Source organism: Paenibacillus oryzisoli, from assembly GCF_050467285.1.
Taxonomy (GTDB): domain Bacteria; phylum Bacillota; class Bacilli; order Paenibacillales; family NBRC-103111; genus Paenibacillus_E; species Paenibacillus_E oryzisoli_A.
In genome coordinates this window covers 385152-401950 of sequence record NZ_JBCMUN010000006.1, presented here as the reverse complement: position 1 = coordinate 401950, position 16799 = coordinate 385152, and the positions used below count along the sequence as shown (strand labels likewise).

General features: G+C 54.4%; 11 protein-coding genes. 2 read left to right on the top strand and 9 right to left on the bottom strand.

Annotated features, from left to right (window positions below; genetic code table 11):
- Window position 1: 1 nt before the first annotated feature.
- The 3 genes from ABE504_RS10680 to ABE504_RS10670 form a co-directional block, all read right to left on the bottom strand.
- Window positions 2-1597 carry a response regulator transcription factor gene (locus ABE504_RS10680; protein ID WP_430087948.1) on the bottom strand — a complete coding sequence of 532 codons (1596 nt, stop codon included), beginning with the start codon at window positions 1595-1597 and terminating at the stop codon, window positions 2-4.
- 1 nt (window position 1598) lies between these two features.
- The gene (locus ABE504_RS10675; protein WP_430087946.1) at window positions 1599-3395 is read right to left on the bottom strand and encodes a cache domain-containing sensor histidine kinase; all 1797 of its coding nucleotides are present in this window, start codon (window positions 3393-3395) and stop codon (window positions 1599-1601) included.
- A gap of 513 nt (window positions 3396-3908) precedes the next feature.
- Window positions 3909-5681 (bottom strand): methyl-accepting chemotaxis protein, encoded by a 1773-nt coding sequence (locus ABE504_RS10670; protein WP_430087944.1) that lies wholly within the window; start codon window positions 5679-5681, stop codon window positions 3909-3911.
- A gap of 206 nt (window positions 5682-5887) precedes the next feature.
- Here ABE504_RS10670 and ABE504_RS10665 point away from each other — a divergent pair, with 206 nt between their 5' ends.
- The gene (locus ABE504_RS10665; protein ID WP_430087943.1) at window positions 5888-6838 is read left to right on the top strand and encodes a diacylglycerol/lipid kinase family protein; all 951 of its coding nucleotides are present in this window, start codon (window positions 5888-5890) and stop codon (window positions 6836-6838) included.
- Between the two features lie 906 nt (window positions 6839-7744).
- On the opposite strand, the gene ABE504_RS10660 is transcribed toward ABE504_RS10665, so the two are convergent.
- The 5 genes from ABE504_RS10660 to pdhA form a co-directional block, all read right to left on the bottom strand.
- Entirely contained in the window at window positions 7745-9907 is a 2163-nt protein-coding gene (locus ABE504_RS10660) for an AMP-binding protein (RefSeq protein ID WP_430087941.1), read from the bottom strand.
- 180 nt (window positions 9908-10087) lie between these two features.
- Window positions 10088-11506, bottom strand: coding sequence for a dihydrolipoyl dehydrogenase (gene lpdA / locus ABE504_RS10655; protein WP_430087939.1), 1419 nt, complete (start codon window positions 11504-11506; stop codon window positions 10088-10090).
- A 4-nt stretch (window positions 11507-11510) separates the two neighbouring features.
- Window positions 11511-12848 (bottom strand): dihydrolipoamide acetyltransferase family protein, encoded by a 1338-nt coding sequence (locus ABE504_RS10650; protein ID WP_430087937.1) that lies wholly within the window; start codon window positions 12846-12848, stop codon window positions 11511-11513.
- A gap of 32 nt (window positions 12849-12880) precedes the next feature.
- A complete protein-coding gene (locus ABE504_RS10645; protein WP_430087935.1) occupies window positions 12881-13861 on the bottom strand; it encodes an alpha-ketoacid dehydrogenase subunit beta in 981 nt (326 codons plus the stop codon).
- A 48-nt stretch (window positions 13862-13909) separates the two neighbouring features.
- Window positions 13910-14995, bottom strand: coding sequence for a pyruvate dehydrogenase (acetyl-transferring) E1 component subunit alpha (gene pdhA / locus ABE504_RS10640; RefSeq protein ID WP_430087933.1), 1086 nt, complete (start codon window positions 14993-14995; stop codon window positions 13910-13912).
- A gap of 220 nt (window positions 14996-15215) precedes the next feature.
- Here pdhA and ABE504_RS10635 point away from each other — a divergent pair, with 220 nt between their 5' ends.
- The gene (locus tag ABE504_RS10635; protein ID WP_430087932.1) at window positions 15216-15944 is read left to right on the top strand and encodes an alpha/beta hydrolase; all 729 of its coding nucleotides are present in this window, start codon (window positions 15216-15218) and stop codon (window positions 15942-15944) included.
- A gap of 10 nt (window positions 15945-15954) precedes the next feature.
- On the opposite strand, the gene ABE504_RS10630 is transcribed toward ABE504_RS10635, so the two are convergent.
- Window positions 15955-16782: a lipoate--protein ligase family protein gene (locus ABE504_RS10630; protein WP_430087930.1), complete on the bottom strand. Its 828-nt coding sequence runs from the start codon at window positions 16780-16782 to the stop codon at window positions 15955-15957.
- Between the last annotated feature and the right edge of the window lie 17 nt (window positions 16783-16799).

Genomic DNA, 16799 nt, shown 5'->3' with positions numbered 1-16799 from the left:
TCTAGTCGCGCGATCCGTTCCCCGTGCGCTTCTCCCGGTACTCCGACGGGATTTCCCCCGTAAATTTCTGAAAAACTTTCGTAAAATAGCGCCGCTCCGCATAACCGACGGCTCGCCCGATGTCCGTGATGCTCTTGTCGCTGTGCAGCAGATGAGACTTCGCAATCTCCATGCGATGCTTGGTCAGGTATTCCACGAACGTTTCCCCGAAATGCTGCTTGAACAGCAGGCTGAAATATGAGGCGGAAATGCCCAGACTGCCGGCAATATCCTCGATCCCAAAATCGTTCGAATACTGCGTCCGAATATATTCTTTCGCGGCAGCCATCAAGAGCTCGCTGTTTTTCTTCTTGTTCGTTCCTTCGAGCCCGATCGTCACAAGCTGCGCCATCACCCGCACCAGATGCGGGATGCTTTCGCTCTTGTCGAGCTGACGCCAAATCTGCTCTTCCTCCGTAGGCGTGACGGCGTTTATTTCGCGCAATTCGCGCAGCACATGCAAAATGAGATAATGCAGCATCTGATACGCCCGCGTCGTCGACGTGCCGGGCAGCCCCTCGAGCATCGCTTGCAGCCGCTGCAGCGCATCTTCCGTGCTCGGGCGGCTCACCTGCTTGAGCCCGGCGACGATCTCCGCGACGAGTTCCCACAGCGTGCCGGAGGCATCGGCCGTCTCCCGCGTCTCGCGGCAGGGCAGCAGCGCTGCCGGGGTGAGCTGCAGGTCCCGCTGCAGCCTGCGGTACGTCGCCGCCAGCTCGCCGAGCGGCACCGGCGACTCGTAATAGCCGACGCGGATACCGACGTCGACGGCCCGGTTCACTGCTTGCTGCAGCTTCGCGGCAAGCGCCTCCAGCTTCGCCGGCGCGTCCTCCGCCGCGCCCGGCCATGGCAGCAGAAGCGCCCACTCGCCCTCGCGCATCTGCAGAATCGTCGCCGTCTCCCGCTCCTCGGCGAGCACATGATGGAGCACCTTGCGCGCCGCGAGGTTCCAGGCTTTTCGCTCCGCTTCGCTCCATGTCAGTGTATGCTCTGAGTACTTATCCACATCGAGTATCGCCAGCAGATAGGCGACGGTCTGAAAATCCGCGCGATCGATTGGCAAATAGCCGTCCGCCGCCAAATCCAGGTCGTTCAGGATGACGTCTTGCAGCACTTTTTCATAGACCAGGCTTTGCAGTTCCCCCAGCTTCCGCTGCTCTTCCTCCGCCTGGCGCTTGCGCTCGCGAATTTCGTCCGCCAGCTTGCGAATCGAGTTCTCCAGCTCCTCGTAGTCGATCGGTTTAAGAATATAATCGCTCACGCCAATCCGCAGCAGCGAGCGCACATACTCAAAATCCTGATAGCCCGTCACCATCAGCACTTTGCAATCCTCGTTGATCTCCCGCAGCTTATGAATAAACGCAATCCCGTCCATATGCGGCATCCGAATGTCGCTCATGACGAGATCGGGCACAAATCGCTCGCAGAGCTCGTAAGCTTCCAATCCGTTTCGCCCCGTGCCGACAATGTCGATCCCCAGCTCGTCCCAGGGAATGACCCCCTGCAAATTGCGCAAAATATTCGGTTCATCATCCGCCAAAATCGCCGTCAGCCTCATCCTACGATCTCCTTTGCTTCGGAATAACAACCTTAATCGTCGTACCCGCGCCTTCCTGCGAGCAAATAAACATGCCGTACCGTTCGCCGTACTGAATGCGAATCCGATCCGCGACATTGCTGAGACCGAGTCCGCGGCGCTCCTCGCCGTCCATAATTTCATGCAGCGGCGTTTCCAGCTCTGTTTTATAATGAAATTTCGCCAATTTCTCATTGCTGATGCCGACGCCATTGTCAGAGATGTAAATCCCGATGCTCTCGCCTTCATCCTGGGCGTTAACCGCAATCTGCCCCATCGCCTCCATCGGCTCGATGCCATGCTGCAAGCTGTTCTCCACAAGCGGCTGCAAAGTCAGCTTCAAAATATCATAGTGAAGCAGCTCCTCCGGCGCCTCAATCGTATAGTGAAACCGGTCCTCGAAACGGTATTCCTGAATTTGCAAATAATTTCGCAGATGATCAAGCTCCTGCTTGAGCGAAATTTCCTCGCGATTTTCCATCCCGATGCGCAGCAAATTGCCGAGCCGGATGACCATTTGGCTCACTTTTTTTCCTTGATTTTGAATCGCAAGCACGTTGATGGACTCCAAGGTATTAAAAAGAAAATGCGGCTTAATCTGCGCCTGTAGCAGCATCAGCTCCGCTTTGTTTTTCCGGTCCTGCTGCCGCTTCACTTCATCGAGCAAATCCTCCACCCGCGCCACCAGCGAGTTGAAGCCCCGGGCCAAGGCCGACGTCTCGTCCTTCCCGCTCTCTTCCATCCGCGTCGTCAGATCGCCGCGCTCCACCTTTTTCATCGAGGACAGCATGCGCAGGATGAGCTGAATGATGCGCCGGACGAAGACAAGGTTGTACATCAGGGCAAAAAACAAGGAAACAAACGTAATCCCCGCCACCAGCTTCATAATCGTCTCCAGCTCGCCCGCTACGTACTTCCAGGACGTGATCGAGACGACACTCCAGTCCTGAACCCCCATTTGGCTCAAATTCAGATGGTAGAGCGACACGAGGCTTTTCTCATCCTGAAAATTCGATTGAAAGCTGTAGTTGTTCTTTTGAAGCTCCAACTTGCCTTGCAGCAACTGCAGGATGTTCGCGCCCTCCAGATTTTGCTTGTTATCGTAAAAAATAAGCCCGTTCTTATTCACGAGCAGGTAGCGGCTCGAATTCTCCGTATTGAACGATTTGAAAATCTGATCGAGCTCACTGAATTTATATTTGGTCAGCATGTAGCCAAGGTTGTCCATCGTCCAGAAATCTTTGACTATCCGGGCCTGATAGAACTCGCCGCGCGCCGTGCCGAACTCTGTATACTCCGAAGGGCCAATCCAGAGCGGACTCCCGTTGAGAGCTTCAATTTGCTGAAAAGCCGTGCTCTTGCTAAGCGTCGCCCAGGGCAGCGCCCCAGCACTCGTGCGGCCGGCGCTGAACAGCTTGCCGACGTTATTGTAGATCATGACAGATTGAATAGGGGTATAGGTCAAAATAGAGCCGCGCAGAAACGTATCGAACGCATTCTGATCATAGGAAGACAGCGTTTCGTTCGCCTTCACCTGATCCATTGTGCGGTAGATTTCCTGCACACTGTCTTTCACCATCCAGAAGTCCGAAAAATAGTTCGCTTCCTTGAACATGTAATAAATGTTCCGGGAAATCGCCTGCAGCGTCACTTCGGTCAGGTCACCGTACTTCTTCTCAATGAGCTGCTGTGACACCGAATACACGGCCGTCCCCAGCACAAAAAGCGGAATAATAATGAAAAATAAAAAGCCGAGGAATACTTTTTTATTCAAATTCATGAAAGCTGCGGACTCCCTCCACCATAATCTGACACCTTCATTGTAAAGGAAGTGTGAAAGATTAACCAGCGGTTAAAGCGAGGGCCGTATAAAGTGAAAAAATCGTTCCCGCACCTCTACAGCGCGACAACGATTCATAGATTGATCGTTATGAAATTGTGTGCCGGATGTAAGTACAAAACAATGGAAGCCCTACCTCTCTCCCATCCTTGCGGCTCCGATGACCGCGCCAGTGAGAATTGTGAAACCAAACACTTGCTGCCGAAACACTTTCGCTGCCTCGGTTTACCTAGTACAAATAAGGTGATGGATGCCTTTTCGAAAAGAACTGACAAGAAGAGGGGGTTACGTTCATCTTGCGAAATCGTTCATGTGGGGTAAAGGGAGGCTCAATATGAAGTGTTTATTCGTTCCATTTCAATCAATAGTTACTATTATACGCGTAAATTGTACAAATGTCAAGATTGTGACAAAAACGAAAAGCCCGCAGGCGATTAAGCCCACGGGTCTCCCTTATACTTTAAATTTCTGCAGCGAAATTTGCAGCTCTTCGGCGAGTCCTGCCAAGGACTTCGCCGAGTTCTCGATTTCCTCCGTCGTCTCCATCTGCTGCTGGCTCGCCGCCGACGTTTCCTGCGAAACGGAGATGCCCGCCTCGGATACCTCACTGACTGTGCGCATGACCTGCTCAATTTGCAAGTTCGCGGCCACGAGCTGGTGAATGTTCTGGTTCACCACGTCTACTTTCGCGTTAACTTCCCCGACGGAAGCGGCAATGTGAACAAAAGATTCCTGCACCTGCTCAGAGATCGTGAGCCCGGTCTCCACTTTGCCCGCGCCGGTCTGCATCGCTTGCACGGCGTGATGAATCTGCGTCTGGATCGTGGACACCAATCCGGTAATATTGCGCGCGGAAGCGGCGGTCTGCTCCGCCAGCTTTCGCACCTCGCCGGCAACGACAGCGAAGCCGCGGCCCGCTTCTCCCGCTCGAGCCGCCTCGATCGCGGCGTTCAGGGAAAGCAAGTTCGTCTGCGTCGAGATTTCGTTGATCGCATGAATGATGTGTCCGATTTTATCAGCGTTGCGACCGAGCTCGTCAATGACCCCTCCGACTTCGCGCACAGAATCGGAAATATCGTTCATTTGAACCGCTATCGAAGCGACGGATTGCTGGCCTTCCTTCGAGGCGTTGGTGGCTCGTCCGACCAGCTGTGCAACCTCTTGCGCGGATACGTCGATCCGTTTCGTATTATTTACCATTTGGCCAACCGCTTCATTTGCCTGAAGAACACTCGAAAATTGGCGCTCGAAGTCACCGGACAGCTTCTGTGAGGAACCTGCCACTTGGCGGGCAGCCATCGAGCTTTGCTCGGAGCTGGCCAGCAGCTCTTGGGAGCTCGCGGACAACGTCAGCGCGTTTTCGGCGATTTGCGCGACAAGGCCGCGGATACTCTTCGTCATCTCGTTGAAAGAGGCGGTCAGCCTGCCAACCTCGTCTTGATACGGATAGTCGCCCTGTAACGACAGGTCGCCTTCGGCAGCTTTCACCATGCGCCCTTGCAATTGATGGATCGGCTTGGTCACGATCATGTTCAGCACCAGCGCCATGCCTGTCATCAAGATGATTGCCGCCACGATCGTGAGGATAATCACCACATGGGAAACTGCGGAATCGTGGCTGCTGTCTTTTTGCGAATTGTCGGCTGCCGTCTCTTTCAATTGAACGAGCGTATCCAACGCCGCAATCGTTTTCGTTCGCTGCGGAGCGACTTCATTGTTGAACACCTGATAGGCGACCTGATTGTTTTGCGTTGCCGCCGAGATCGTTTTGCCCACAAGCTCCAGGTACTTGGCGTTTAGCTCATTGAAGCTTTGATACGCCTTCAGCTCTTCGCTGCCGCGCATCTGCCCTTTTATTTTACCATCGAGGTCCTGGATCGTCGCCAGACTTTTATCGAGGTTCTCTTTCAACTTCCCCTTATACTTGACGTCCGTAGACAGCATCATTTCCAGCAAATTCGAACTGGATTCGTTGTAGCTTGCTTCCAGCTGATTAATCCATTTGACAGATAATAAACTTTCCTCGTACATTTTAGTAGTATTGCTAGACATCTTATCCATGTTGTAATATCCGGTGAAGCCGATAATCAGCATGAACAAAATGGCAATGGCATTCATGAGCAGCAGTTTGAAACGCAGCTTGAGATGGCGGAGAATGGACAGGTTGAATCGATGACGATTGAGACTCCCGGTCGACTTGGTCTTTGCGCTCAGGTTGATGTTCAAATTCCTGTTCTCTCCTTTTTATTTCCGACGGCCTGTCCGGCTAGATGTCAAGAAATCTCACGTAATAGTAAATTAATTAACCCATGGTTTATTTTACAAAACACCCCTCTCGATGTAAAGAGAAACTTGTTTGCACCCGGCATATTTACGGCCTTCTCACGGTTAACGCTTCCACATTATGTATAGAAGACAAAGGGGTGTCTACCATGAAACGAATCGCCATTATTGTGAATCCACTTTCTGGGAATGGCAGGGGATCTGACATATGGAGGGAGATCGAAACCGAGCTTGTTCGGTGCGCGGCTTCTTATGAGCTCGCGATGACCACAAAGCCCGGCGATGCCAGCCAGCAAGCGATGGCTTATGCGAATGAGCAGGCGTTCGACCTGCTGCTCGTCATCGGCGGCGACGGCACCGTGCACGAGGCGGCGAACGGGCTTATGCAGTCCGGAGCTGCGAGGCAACAGCTCAGGCTGGGGGTCATTCCCGCGGGGACAGGGAATGATTTTGCCAAAGCGTACGGCGTGCCGCGGCAGCCGTTGGAAGCGCTTCACCTCGCCCTGCATGGCGGTGGCGAGGCGGTGATCGACGCGCTGGCGCTGGACGGCGGCACGCGGGTAGCGGTCAACAGCTTCGGGGCCGGCTTCGACGGCATGGTCGCCAAAGTCACCAATGAAGCTGGCTACAAAAAGCTGCTGGGCCGCTTCGGCCTCGGCCGGCTGTCGTACCTGCTCTCCATCCTGCGGGTGTTTGCGACGTATCAGCCGCAGGCCGCCCGGCTCGTGGTGGACGGCCGCGTGCACGAGCTGCCGCATATGTGGCTGTGCACCATCGCGAACATCCCTTACTACGGCGTGGCGATTCAGATTAGCCCCGGCGCTTCCCCGACCGACGGCCTTGCTGACGTCGTCGTGATCCAGAGCCGCAGCCGCCTCCGCCTCCTGCCCGTGCTCTTGACCGTCTACCAAGGGAAGCATACCACGCACCCGGCTGTGACGTTTTATCAGGGCATCGCGATCAAACTGAGCGCGACCGAGCCGCTGCTGCTGCAGGCCGACGGCGAGATCGCCGGCACGACGCCGCTGGACGTGCGCGTCGTGCCGGCCGCGCTTCGGGTCGTCTGCGCGGAGGGTGCTGACAAGCGAGGTAGCCTGTAGCCTGTAGCCTGTAGCCTGTAGCCTGCGGGCGTCCCGGCTGAGCGAAAGCCATAGCAGGGGCTAGGCCCAATGTTGTCAAGTTAAGCGGTTGGAGGAGAAATGCTAATACGCCAAGGGGACCTAATGTAGACGCACTTAAGAAGGTCTTTTGAGATAGTTAAGAGTGGCCAGACCCTCTTAGCTGAGCGAAAATAGGTAATTTTCACAAATTAGCAGGGGCTAGGCCCACTTAGATCTAGTTATTTTTAGGAAATTGGCCCGGATTGCGGCCATTAAGAGTGGCTAGCCCCTCTTAGCTGAGCAATAATAGCCAATTTCCACAAATTAGCAGGGGCTAGACCCTCTTAGATGTAGTCATTTTAGGGAAGCCGACCAAAGCTGCGGCCGTTATGAGCTTTCCTAGCCTAACCTGACAACAATAGGGTTAGGCCCTGCTAATTTGCCTCGCGCGGCGTTTTTTCGCGATTTAAGAGGGGGCAGGCCCTCTTAACCAATGACTTGCTCGCGGCTCTTAGTAGCATACAACTAAAACCAGCAGCTACTTTACCGTTCGCAATCGTTCCGCCTCCCTCAGCCTTCCACCCAACTCTACAACGCCCCGCCTCCCTCCAAAACACGATAAACACAAATAAGCGCGGTCAACCGCGCTTATTCCTCTCGTTCCCCGCCAGACACAGGAAATAGAAGCGGTCAACCGCTTCTATTTCGCAGAAACTCACTCGAAAACGCCTCATCTCCGAGCAATAGCAGCAGTTTACCACGCTTATTCCCTCCGCCAATGACAAATTCGGTCCAATAGAAGTGCTCTACCACCCTTATTGCCCTAAGCTCCCTTCGCGACATCCGCGTCCAATCCCGGAGCCCATAGCTACCCGAGCTCCCCCAGTTGCCAGCGGGCAAGCCAGTTCACGCCCCCTGCGCCCACCGCCGCAGCGTCACATAGTCGACTTTGCCGTTCCCAAGCAAGGGCAGCTTCTCCACATACCGCAGCTCCGACGGCACGTAGATGCCCAGCAGCTGCTTCTGCGCCAGCGCCTCGCGCACACTTGCCAACGTCAGTCCGGCGTCGGTATGATACACCACGATGCGCTCGCCCTTGCGCCGGTCGGGCGCAGCGACCGCCGCGCATACGGACGCCGCCGGCAAGCACGCGGCGACATAGCCTTCCACCATCGGCAGCGACACCTTCTCGCCGCCGATTTTGGCGAAGGATTGCAACCGCGCGGCAATCCGAATAAAACCCTGCTCGTCGATCGTGACCACATCGCCCGTGCGGTACCATTCAGGGCATGCCACGAAGCCTTGCCCGTGAATCAGGTAGCCCTGCATGACGTTCGGCCCCCGAACGAGCAGTTCGCCGCCTTCGGCAATGCCATCCACCGGCTCCACCCGCGCTTCCATGCCGGGCAGCAGCCTGCCCACGCTTCCCCTGCTCGCATGCATCGGCGTGTTCATCGAAATCACGGGCGACGTCTCTGTCGTTCCGTAGCCTTCCAAGATGCGGATGCCAAATTTGTCCATCCATAGCGCACGCACTTCGTCCTTGAGCTTTTCCGCGCCGGCGACGACATATCTCAGCGAATGCGCCAAATCATACGGCTCCGCCATCCGCCCATACGCGGCTAGAAACGTGGACGTGCCGAACAAAATCGTAATATTTTTATCATACACAAGCTCGGGAATGACCTTATAATGCAGCGGATTCGGGTACAGCACCAGCTTCATGCCCGTCAGCAGCGGCAGCAGCGTGCCAGCCGTCAGCCCAAACGAGTGGAACATCGGCATCGTGCCAAGCACAATATCCCCCCTATTAAACCCGATCACCAGCCTCGCCTGCTGCATATTTGCAAACAGATTGCGGTGTGTGAGCACCACGCCTTTCGGCTTGCTTTCACTGCCGGAGGTGAAGAGCACAACTTCATTCGCACCAGCCCCCGCCACAGGCCCCTTCATCTGCAGCTTTGCCTGCATCCAGCCCAGTATCCGATCCCTCCCCGTCACAGACGCCTTGATCGTTTCGAGGAACAGCATCTCATACCGTGCACTCGCCAACGCGACAAACTCCTGCAGACCGGCCTTCTCCACAAAAGCTCTGGACGTCACAATCGTCCGCACGTTCCCCGTCTCGCAAGCATCCAGCATCGCCCCCGCACCTGCCGAATAATTCAGAATCACCACGGGCTTCCCTAACCGAAACAGCGAAAATAACACAAGCACATGGGCCGATGCATTCGGCAGCACAATCGCCGTACGCGCTCCCTTGGGCAGCAGCCCGAGCAGCCCTTTCAGCTTAAGCGCAAGCACATAGCTGTGCAGCACCAACTGACGATACGTAAGCGTCGTCCCCGTCACAACGTCTTCCACAATCTCACGGTCTGCCCCATGCCGCCCCTTCGCCACCAGCAGTTCATGGAACAAATTCAGCTGCGGTTTTAACCGGCTATCGAGCAGATGATCCAGCATCCGATCGCGAATACAAGTGGTAGCCCGTGCTTTTTGCGCCTTTCGCGTTAAACCCTCCAACATACTCGACGGCACCTGAAACGGTTCCCCAAAGCTAAAATGCACCCGTGGAAACCATCTCTGCTTCACCTTCCCGGGCAAATAAGAAAATTTGGCGTACTCGAGCCCGTTGATCGCAATCGGCACCAACGTCACATTCGCCCGCAGCGCCAAATAGCCGATCCCGCTGTACACTTTCATCATCGCCCCCGTGGTCGTAATGCGCCCCTCCGGAAAAATGACAAGCGGCTTGCCGCTGCGAATCGTTTTGAGCATGCTCCTCACAGCATACGGATTGGCCGGATCGACTGCAATCGTTTCCCGAATCGGGAACAGCCAATCGAACCGCTTCGCCATTCTCGTATTCACCACGAAAACCGCTTCCTTCGGCAGCACGAGTGATAGCAGTACCCCATCCAGTAAAGAAACGTGATTCGGAATCAGCACCATGTTCTCCGCTAAGCTGAACCGCTCACGCCCCTTCACGTTGACCCGGAAAGCAGCCAAGAGCAGCATGCGAAGCAGCGGGTACAGCACCTTGAGCAGTGTCGTAACGATCCCATTCATCCCATTCTCCCCTTTTGGTGTAAGCGTTCTCATTAAGTACATATCACCTACATCTTATGCGGGTTCTCACAGATTTGCGTATGCGTCCACAAAATAAAACAGTCCCGTAGAGCGGCCTAACGGCCAAACTCTCGGGACTTTTTATCTAAAGGTACTAATTACCGGGAACAACCAAAGAAATTACTTGCCGCCAAGCACGTGAATCGGGTGACCAAGCGCGCCTTCCGCTGCATCCATGATCATTTCCGTCAAAGTCGGATGCGCATGGATCGTCAGCGCGATGTCTTCCAGGTTCGCGCCCATTTCAACGCCAAGCGCGATTTCGCCGATCAGGTTGGACGCTTCCGGCCCAACGATTTGACCGCCGAGCAATGTGCCGGTTTCTTTGTCAGCAACGAGCTTCACAAAACCTTGACCTGCGTTCAAGGAATTCGCGCGGCCGTTCGCTGCATACGGGAATTTACCGACAGCAACGTTGATGCCTTTTTCCTTCGCTTCCGTTTCGCTAAGGCCTACACCTGCGATTTCCGGATCGGAGAATACGACCGCTGGAATCGCTTTGTAGTCCACTACGGAGTTGTGGCCAGCAATGACTTCCGCCGCGACTTTCGCTTCGTAAGAAGCTTTGTGCGCAAGCGCCATGCCAGGCACGATATCGCCGATTGCGAAAATGTGCGGAATGCTTGTACGACCTTGATTGTCGACTTCGATCAAGCCGCGATCCGTCATTTTCAGACCGATCAGATCCAGGCCAAGCTCTCCGTCCGTATTCGGACGACGGCCAACCGTAACGAGGACATAGTCCGCTGTTACTTGTTTTTCTTCGTCCTTCACCGTAAAGGTTACAGTTACATCGTTGTCCGTTTTCGTGCAGGATTGCGCCATTGCCTCGGTGTGCACTTCAACGCCGACTTTATCCAAGTTGCGCGCAACGAGCTTCGTGAATTCTTTTTCAAAGCCAGGCAGCACATGGTCGGAACCTTCCAAGACGGTTACTTTCGTACCGAATTTGGCATATGTTTGACCAAGCTCAACACCGATGTAACCGCCGCCGATGACGACCATGCTTTTCGGAATTTCAGGCAGGTTCAGCGCTTCGGTGGACGAAATGATTCTGCCGCCAAAAGGAAATGCTTTCAGCTCGATTGGCCGGGAGCCTGTTGCGATAATGCAATTTTTAAAACGGTACCGCGGCGCTTCCGCATCGTTGAACACACGTGCTTCGTGCTCATTGATAAACATCGCTTCACCTTGGAACATTTGAACCTTGTTGCCTTTAAGCAGCCCGCTGACGCCGCCTGTTTGCTTCGCTACGATGCTGTTTTTCCATGCCTGGACTTTCGCGAAGTCAACCTTCACGTTCTCAACCGAGATGCCCATGCTGTCTGCATGCTGAGCATGCTCATACGTATGCGCCGCGGAAATCAACGCTTTGGATGGGATACAACCGCGGTTCAAGCACACGCCGCCCCAAGCCTCTTTATCGACAATCAGAACGCTCTGGCCAAGCTGAGCCGCGCGAATCGCAGCGACGTAACCGCCTGGGCCCGCCCCGATGACGAGCAAATCAATATCAAGAGAAGCATCACCTACGACCATGCTGTTACACCTCCAAGACGAGAAGCTCTGGATCAGCCAGAAGCTGTTTAATGTAGTTCAAGAAGTTTTGCGCTGTCGCACCGTCAACAATGCGGTGGTCGAAGCTTAAGGAAAGCGCCATAACGGACGCAGGAACGATTTGACCATTTTTCACAACCGGTTTCTCTGTGATGCGGCCTGCACCCAGGATCGCAACTTCAGGGAAATTGATGACCGGTGTGAAGAACATACCGCCAACAGAACCGATGTTTGTGATGGAAATGGTGCCGCCTTTCATTTCGTTCGGCGACAATTTGCCATCGCGGCCGCGAACAGCCAGATCTTTAATGGACGCTGCGATGGACCATACATTTTTGCGGTCTGCATCATGGATGACAGGAACCAGCAAGCCGTTGTCTGTATCCGTAGCGATCCCGATATTGTAGTACTTTTTGTAGACGATTTCTTGCTTCTCTTCGTCGATCATAGCGTTCATGACCGGGAATTGACGGCAAGCTGCCACCAATGCTTTGACGATGAAAGGCAGATACGTCAGTTTCACGCCTTTTTTCTCTGCGAGCGGCTTCGTGCGCTCACGCAGCGCAACCAGCGCCGTCACGTCAATTTCGTCCATCAGCGTCACGTGCGGAGCTGTGTAGACGGATTTCACCATCGCATTCGCAATCACTTTGCGGATGCCTTTGAACGGCACGCGCTCTTCGACGCGATCGCCGACTGCAACCACCTGCGCTGCCGCAGCAGGTGCTGCCGCTGCCTCGCCTGCTGCTTCCGCGGCAGGCGCAGAAGATGCCGCCGGAGCCGCTGCGCCGGCTCCTGTAAAGCCAAGCACGTCCTCCCGCGTAATGCGGCCGTGCTTGCCTGTCGGCGTCACCTCTGCGAGGAGGACGCCTTTCTCTCTTGCGAGCTTGCGTACGCTAGGCGTCGCAAGCACTTCACGCGCTGCGCCGCTTGCGCTAGGCGCAGCCGGTGCTGCCGCAGCAGGCACTGGCGCTGCTGCTGGAGACGGTGCCGCCGCTGGTGCAGGTGCGGCAGCCGGAGGAGCAGCCACGGCTGTAGCCGCGTGGCTCGAACCGTGATGCATCGATTCCGCAGGCATCTCACCAGTGACGTCGATCGTCATCACGAGTTGACCGATCGTGCACACTTGGCCTTCTTTCGCTGTAACGGAAACAACTTTGCCTTCTACCGGGCAAGGCACTTCCACGACCGCTTTATCATTTTGAACTTCCATCAGGATCGACTCGTCCGTGACGGTGTCGCCCGCTTTTACTAACAATTTCACGATCTCGCCTTCATGTATGCCTTCACCAAGCTCTGGGAACTTGTATTCAAACAATGCCACGTGTACGACCTCCTGTACCCTTCGTCTGTGAATTAAAATTCAAGTACTTTTTTAATGCCGGCAATGACACTAGCTGGACTTGGCAACCAAGCGTCTTCGATTTGTGCAAACGGATAGATCGTATCCGGCGGAGCTACGCGAAGCACTGGCGCTTCCAGGTGAAGAATCGCTTTCTCGTTGATTTGGGCGATGACTTCTGCCGCAACACCAGACGTTTTTTGCGCTTCTTGCACGATGATCGCACGGTTCGTTTTCTTGATGGAAGCCACGATCGTCTCAATATCAAGCGGAATCAGCGTACGCAGGTCGATAACTTCGACTTTAACGCCTTCCGTTTTTTCGATTTCTTCTGCAGCTTTCACGGATGTATGCACCATCGCACCGTATGTGATGATCGTCACGTCGGAGCCTTCGCGAACAACGTTCGCTTTGCCCAGTTCAACGGTATATTCGCCCTCAGGCACTTCAGCGCGGAATGCGCGGTATAAGTTCAGATGCTCCATGAAGAAAACAGGGTCGTTGTCACGGATTGCGGAGATCAAGAGACCTTTCGCATCGTAAGGGTTGGAAGGAACGACAACTTTGATCCCTGGCGTTTGTACGAGCAGACCTTCCAGTGCGTCCGTGTGCAGCTCAGCCGCTTTCACGCCGCCGCCGTATGGCGTACGGAACGTAATCGGGGAGTTGTAACGACCGCCGGAACGGTAACGCATGCGCGCAGCTTGTACGCAGATTTGGTCAAGCGCTTCGTAGATGAAGCCGACGAATTGAATCTCGGCAATCGGACGGAAGCCTTGAACGCCCATACCGACGGCAAGACCGCCGATTGCGGACTCAGCCAGCGGCGTATCGAATACGCGGTCTTCGCCGAACTCTTTTTGCAAACCTTCTGTCGCCCGGAATACGCCGCCAACATGACCAACGTCTTCACCGAACAGCACTACGTTAGGATCTCTTTCCAATTCAACGCGCATCGCGTCTTTAATCGCTTGAATCATCGTCATTTGTGCCATGACTGTCTGTGCCTCCTAATTGTCTTCGTATATAAAAGGCTGTTCCGATTAGCCCAGGTAATCTTTCTTTTGCTCTTCCAGGTGAGGCGGCGTAACTTCAAACATTGAATCGATCAAGCCAGGAACCGTCATTTTCGCTGTTTCTTCCGCTTTCTTGATATGCTCAGCAACGGTTGCTTTCGCTTCTTCTTTCACTTTCGCTTCTTCTTCTTCGCTCCACAGGCCTTTCTTCGTCAAGAAAATGCGCATGCGCGTAAGCGGATCTTTCGGTTCCCACTCCGCCTCTTCGTCTTTCGTACGGTATTTCGTTGTATCATCCGCCATGGAGTGCGGACGGTAACGATACGTCAGCGCCTCGATCAGTGTCGCGCCTTCGCCTCTGCGGCCTCTTTCAGCAGCTTCTGTTACCGCTTGAACAACGGCAAGAACGTCCATCCCGTCAACTTGCACGCCTTTGATGCCAGCTGCAACGGATTTGTGCGCAACGGAAAGCGCGCCTGTTTGCTTCGCGTAAGGTGTTGTAATGGCATAGCCGTTGTTTTGTACAAAGTAAATCACAGGCAGTTTGAAAGAACCTGCGAAGTTCATGCCTTCGTAGAAATCGCCCTCGGAGCTTCCGCCGTCGCCTGTGTACGTGATCGCAACGCGTTTTTCGCCGCGTTTTTTGAACGCCATCGCAACGCCTGTCGCGTGAAGAATTTGTGCGCCGATAATGATTTGCGGCATCAGAACGTGCACGTCTTGCGGAATTTGTCCACCGTGTTGGTGACCGCGGGAGTACAGGAATGCTTGGTACATCGGAAGACCGTGCCATACGATTTGCGGCATATCGCGGTAGCCTGGACAAATAAAGTCGTCTTTATTTAAAGCGAATTCACTCCCGATCATGGAAGCTTCTTGACCGGATACTGGCGCGTAGAAGCCTAGGCGGCCTTGACGTCCAAGGTTAACCGCTCTTTCGTCCCACACGCGAGTGAAAACCATTCTTCTCATTAACTCTTTCAATTGGTCGTCGCTAAGCTTCGGCATTTTTTCCGGATTGACGATTGTGCCGTCCGGAGCAAGAACCTGCAATGGCTCAACCTTCTCTGTGTACACTTCATAATTTGTTTGGCTGACAAGTGGCTTACTCATACCATTTTCACCTCTTATATGATTTTCGTGCCTACAATCTAATCTTCTGTTATAGTATTATTATAATCCTGTTTCGGTGAATTGTACACCAGTTATGGTAAGGTATATGACCTTTTTTCTACACAATGTATAGTACAGTTCTCGAAAATATATAATACAGTTTACATAGAATTAACAACTGCTATAATACACCTACCCTTATCCAAAGGAGATTTTTTCCATGTCCGACGCCCGTTACTACCAACGCACGATTCTGAAAGAAGAGCTTCCCTCCGCTATTCTTGGAGAGACTCGCTCGCTGCGCATCTATTTACCCCCAGGCTACAATGAACTGCTCTCCTATCCGGTCATTTACTGCCAGGACGGAGAGCAGTTCTTTAACTTCGGGCGCATCGCGACAACAATGACCCGCTGCATTCTGGATGCGGATATGGAGCCCGCCATCATCGTCGGCGTCGATGTGAACGTCGCTACCCGCACCGCGGAGTATGCGCCGGAAGGGGAACGTCATGCGGCGTACTGCCGTTTTTTTGCAGAGGAGCTTCTAACTTATATCGAAAATCGCTACCCGATCCGCACGGAGCGCTCCGAACGCATCCTGGCCGGGGACTCCCTGGGCGGAACGGTGTCCCTGCATCTCGCCTTAGCTTATCCTAGCCTTTTTTGCCGAGTAATATCCTTGTCAGGCGCATTTTTCGCCTCTACCCGGGAGCAGATTCTAGCTGCGCAAGACTTGTCGTGGCTCGAAATGTACATGCTGATCGGACTCGATGAGGAAGAAGTCAAGACAGAGCGAGGCACCTTTGATTTTGTGCGGGAAAACCGCGAAACGCTGGCGGCGCTGAACAGCAAAAAAGCCGCGCTTCACTATCTCGAGAAGCCCGGCAAACATTTGTGGGGGTTCTGGCAGGGAGAACTCCCCGCCGCCCTGCATTATTTTCTTGGTTAGCGCTCTGCCATTACACGGTGGCGATGCCGTACCTCTGCTCCATGAGGCCCACCATCTCCAGGATGTCGGCCTCGGCCGGGTAGTCGGCGAAGTCTGCCGGACCTGCGGCGGCAATACCAGCCTCCGCGGCCACGTCCAGCAACTGCTGAACGAAGTGCTGCGACGTCAGCGGAATATGCAAGCATTCTGCCAGGGAGGACATGCTTTCCGGCGAAACGTGCGGATAGTCCGCCTCCGTCCCTGCCGGCACCGCCCGCTCGTAAAACCCTTGGGCCAGCGCCGCTTTGTCAACACCCCTGCCCTCCACGATCAGAAAAGCCTGCACAGCAATCGCCCGCTGCTGCCTGCGCTGCGCAATGCCGCAAAACTTGCGCCCTCCAATCGCAAGATCGAACTCGCCCGGACAGAACGATCCGGTCACCTCTCCCTGTTCTACCTGTCCCGTCAAAGAGGCCAGCACTTCACGAATCATGTTAACCATACGGTAAAAATCTTTGCGGTGATCCATATCCCCCGCTTCCTTCGGAAGCATCAGGGTGATATTCACCACACCGCTGTCCAGCGGCACCGCTGCGCCGCCGGAATTCCGTACGGCAGCCGCATAGCCATGGCTTTGCAGCCAGTCCTTCGCAGCCGCGGCCGCCGGCAGGCGGCTGTCGCGAAGCCCCATGATAAACGCGCGGGGATGCCGCCATATATGTAGAATCGGACGCGATCCTTCTTGCATCGAGCGGCAAATCAGTTCCTCTACAGCGAACGGATACAGCGCCGGATAAGAGGTCACATCCTCGGAACGATCCAAAATGAGAAGCGAGGAAGGAAACGATGTTGTCTTCATGTAAGTTCTCCTGAACG

What these genes read in the sequence shown, in the direction of transcription:
- ABE504_RS10665 (WP_430087943.1), top strand. Translation starts at nt 5,888, where the DNA reads ATGAAACGAATCGCCATTATTGTGAATCCACTTTCTGGGAATGGCAGG.
- lpdA (WP_430087939.1), bottom strand. Translation starts at nt 11,506, where the DNA reads ATGGTCGTAGGTGATGCTTCTCTTGATATTGATTTGCTCGTCATCGGG.
- ABE504_RS10635 (WP_430087932.1), top strand. Translation starts at nt 15,216, where the DNA reads ATGTCCGACGCCCGTTACTACCAACGCACGATTCTGAAAGAAGAGCTT.
- pdhA (WP_430087933.1), bottom strand. Translation starts at nt 14,995, where the DNA reads ATGAGTAAGCCACTTGTCAGCCAAACAAATTATGAAGTGTACACAGAG.
- ABE504_RS10680 (WP_430087948.1), bottom strand. Translation starts at nt 1,597, where the DNA reads ATGAGGCTGACGGCGATTTTGGCGGATGATGAACCGAATATTTTGCGC.
- ABE504_RS10645 (WP_430087935.1), bottom strand. Translation starts at nt 13,861, where the DNA reads ATGGCACAAATGACGATGATTCAAGCGATTAAAGACGCGATGCGCGTT.
- ABE504_RS10660 (WP_430087941.1), bottom strand. Translation starts at nt 9,907, where the DNA reads ATGAATGGGATCGTTACGACACTGCTCAAGGTGCTGTACCCGCTGCTT.
- ABE504_RS10675 (WP_430087946.1), bottom strand. Translation starts at nt 3,395, where the DNA reads ATGAATTTGAATAAAAAAGTATTCCTCGGCTTTTTATTTTTCATTATT.
- ABE504_RS10630 (WP_430087930.1), bottom strand. Translation starts at nt 16,782, where the DNA reads ATGAAGACAACATCGTTTCCTTCCTCGCTTCTCATTTTGGATCGTTCC.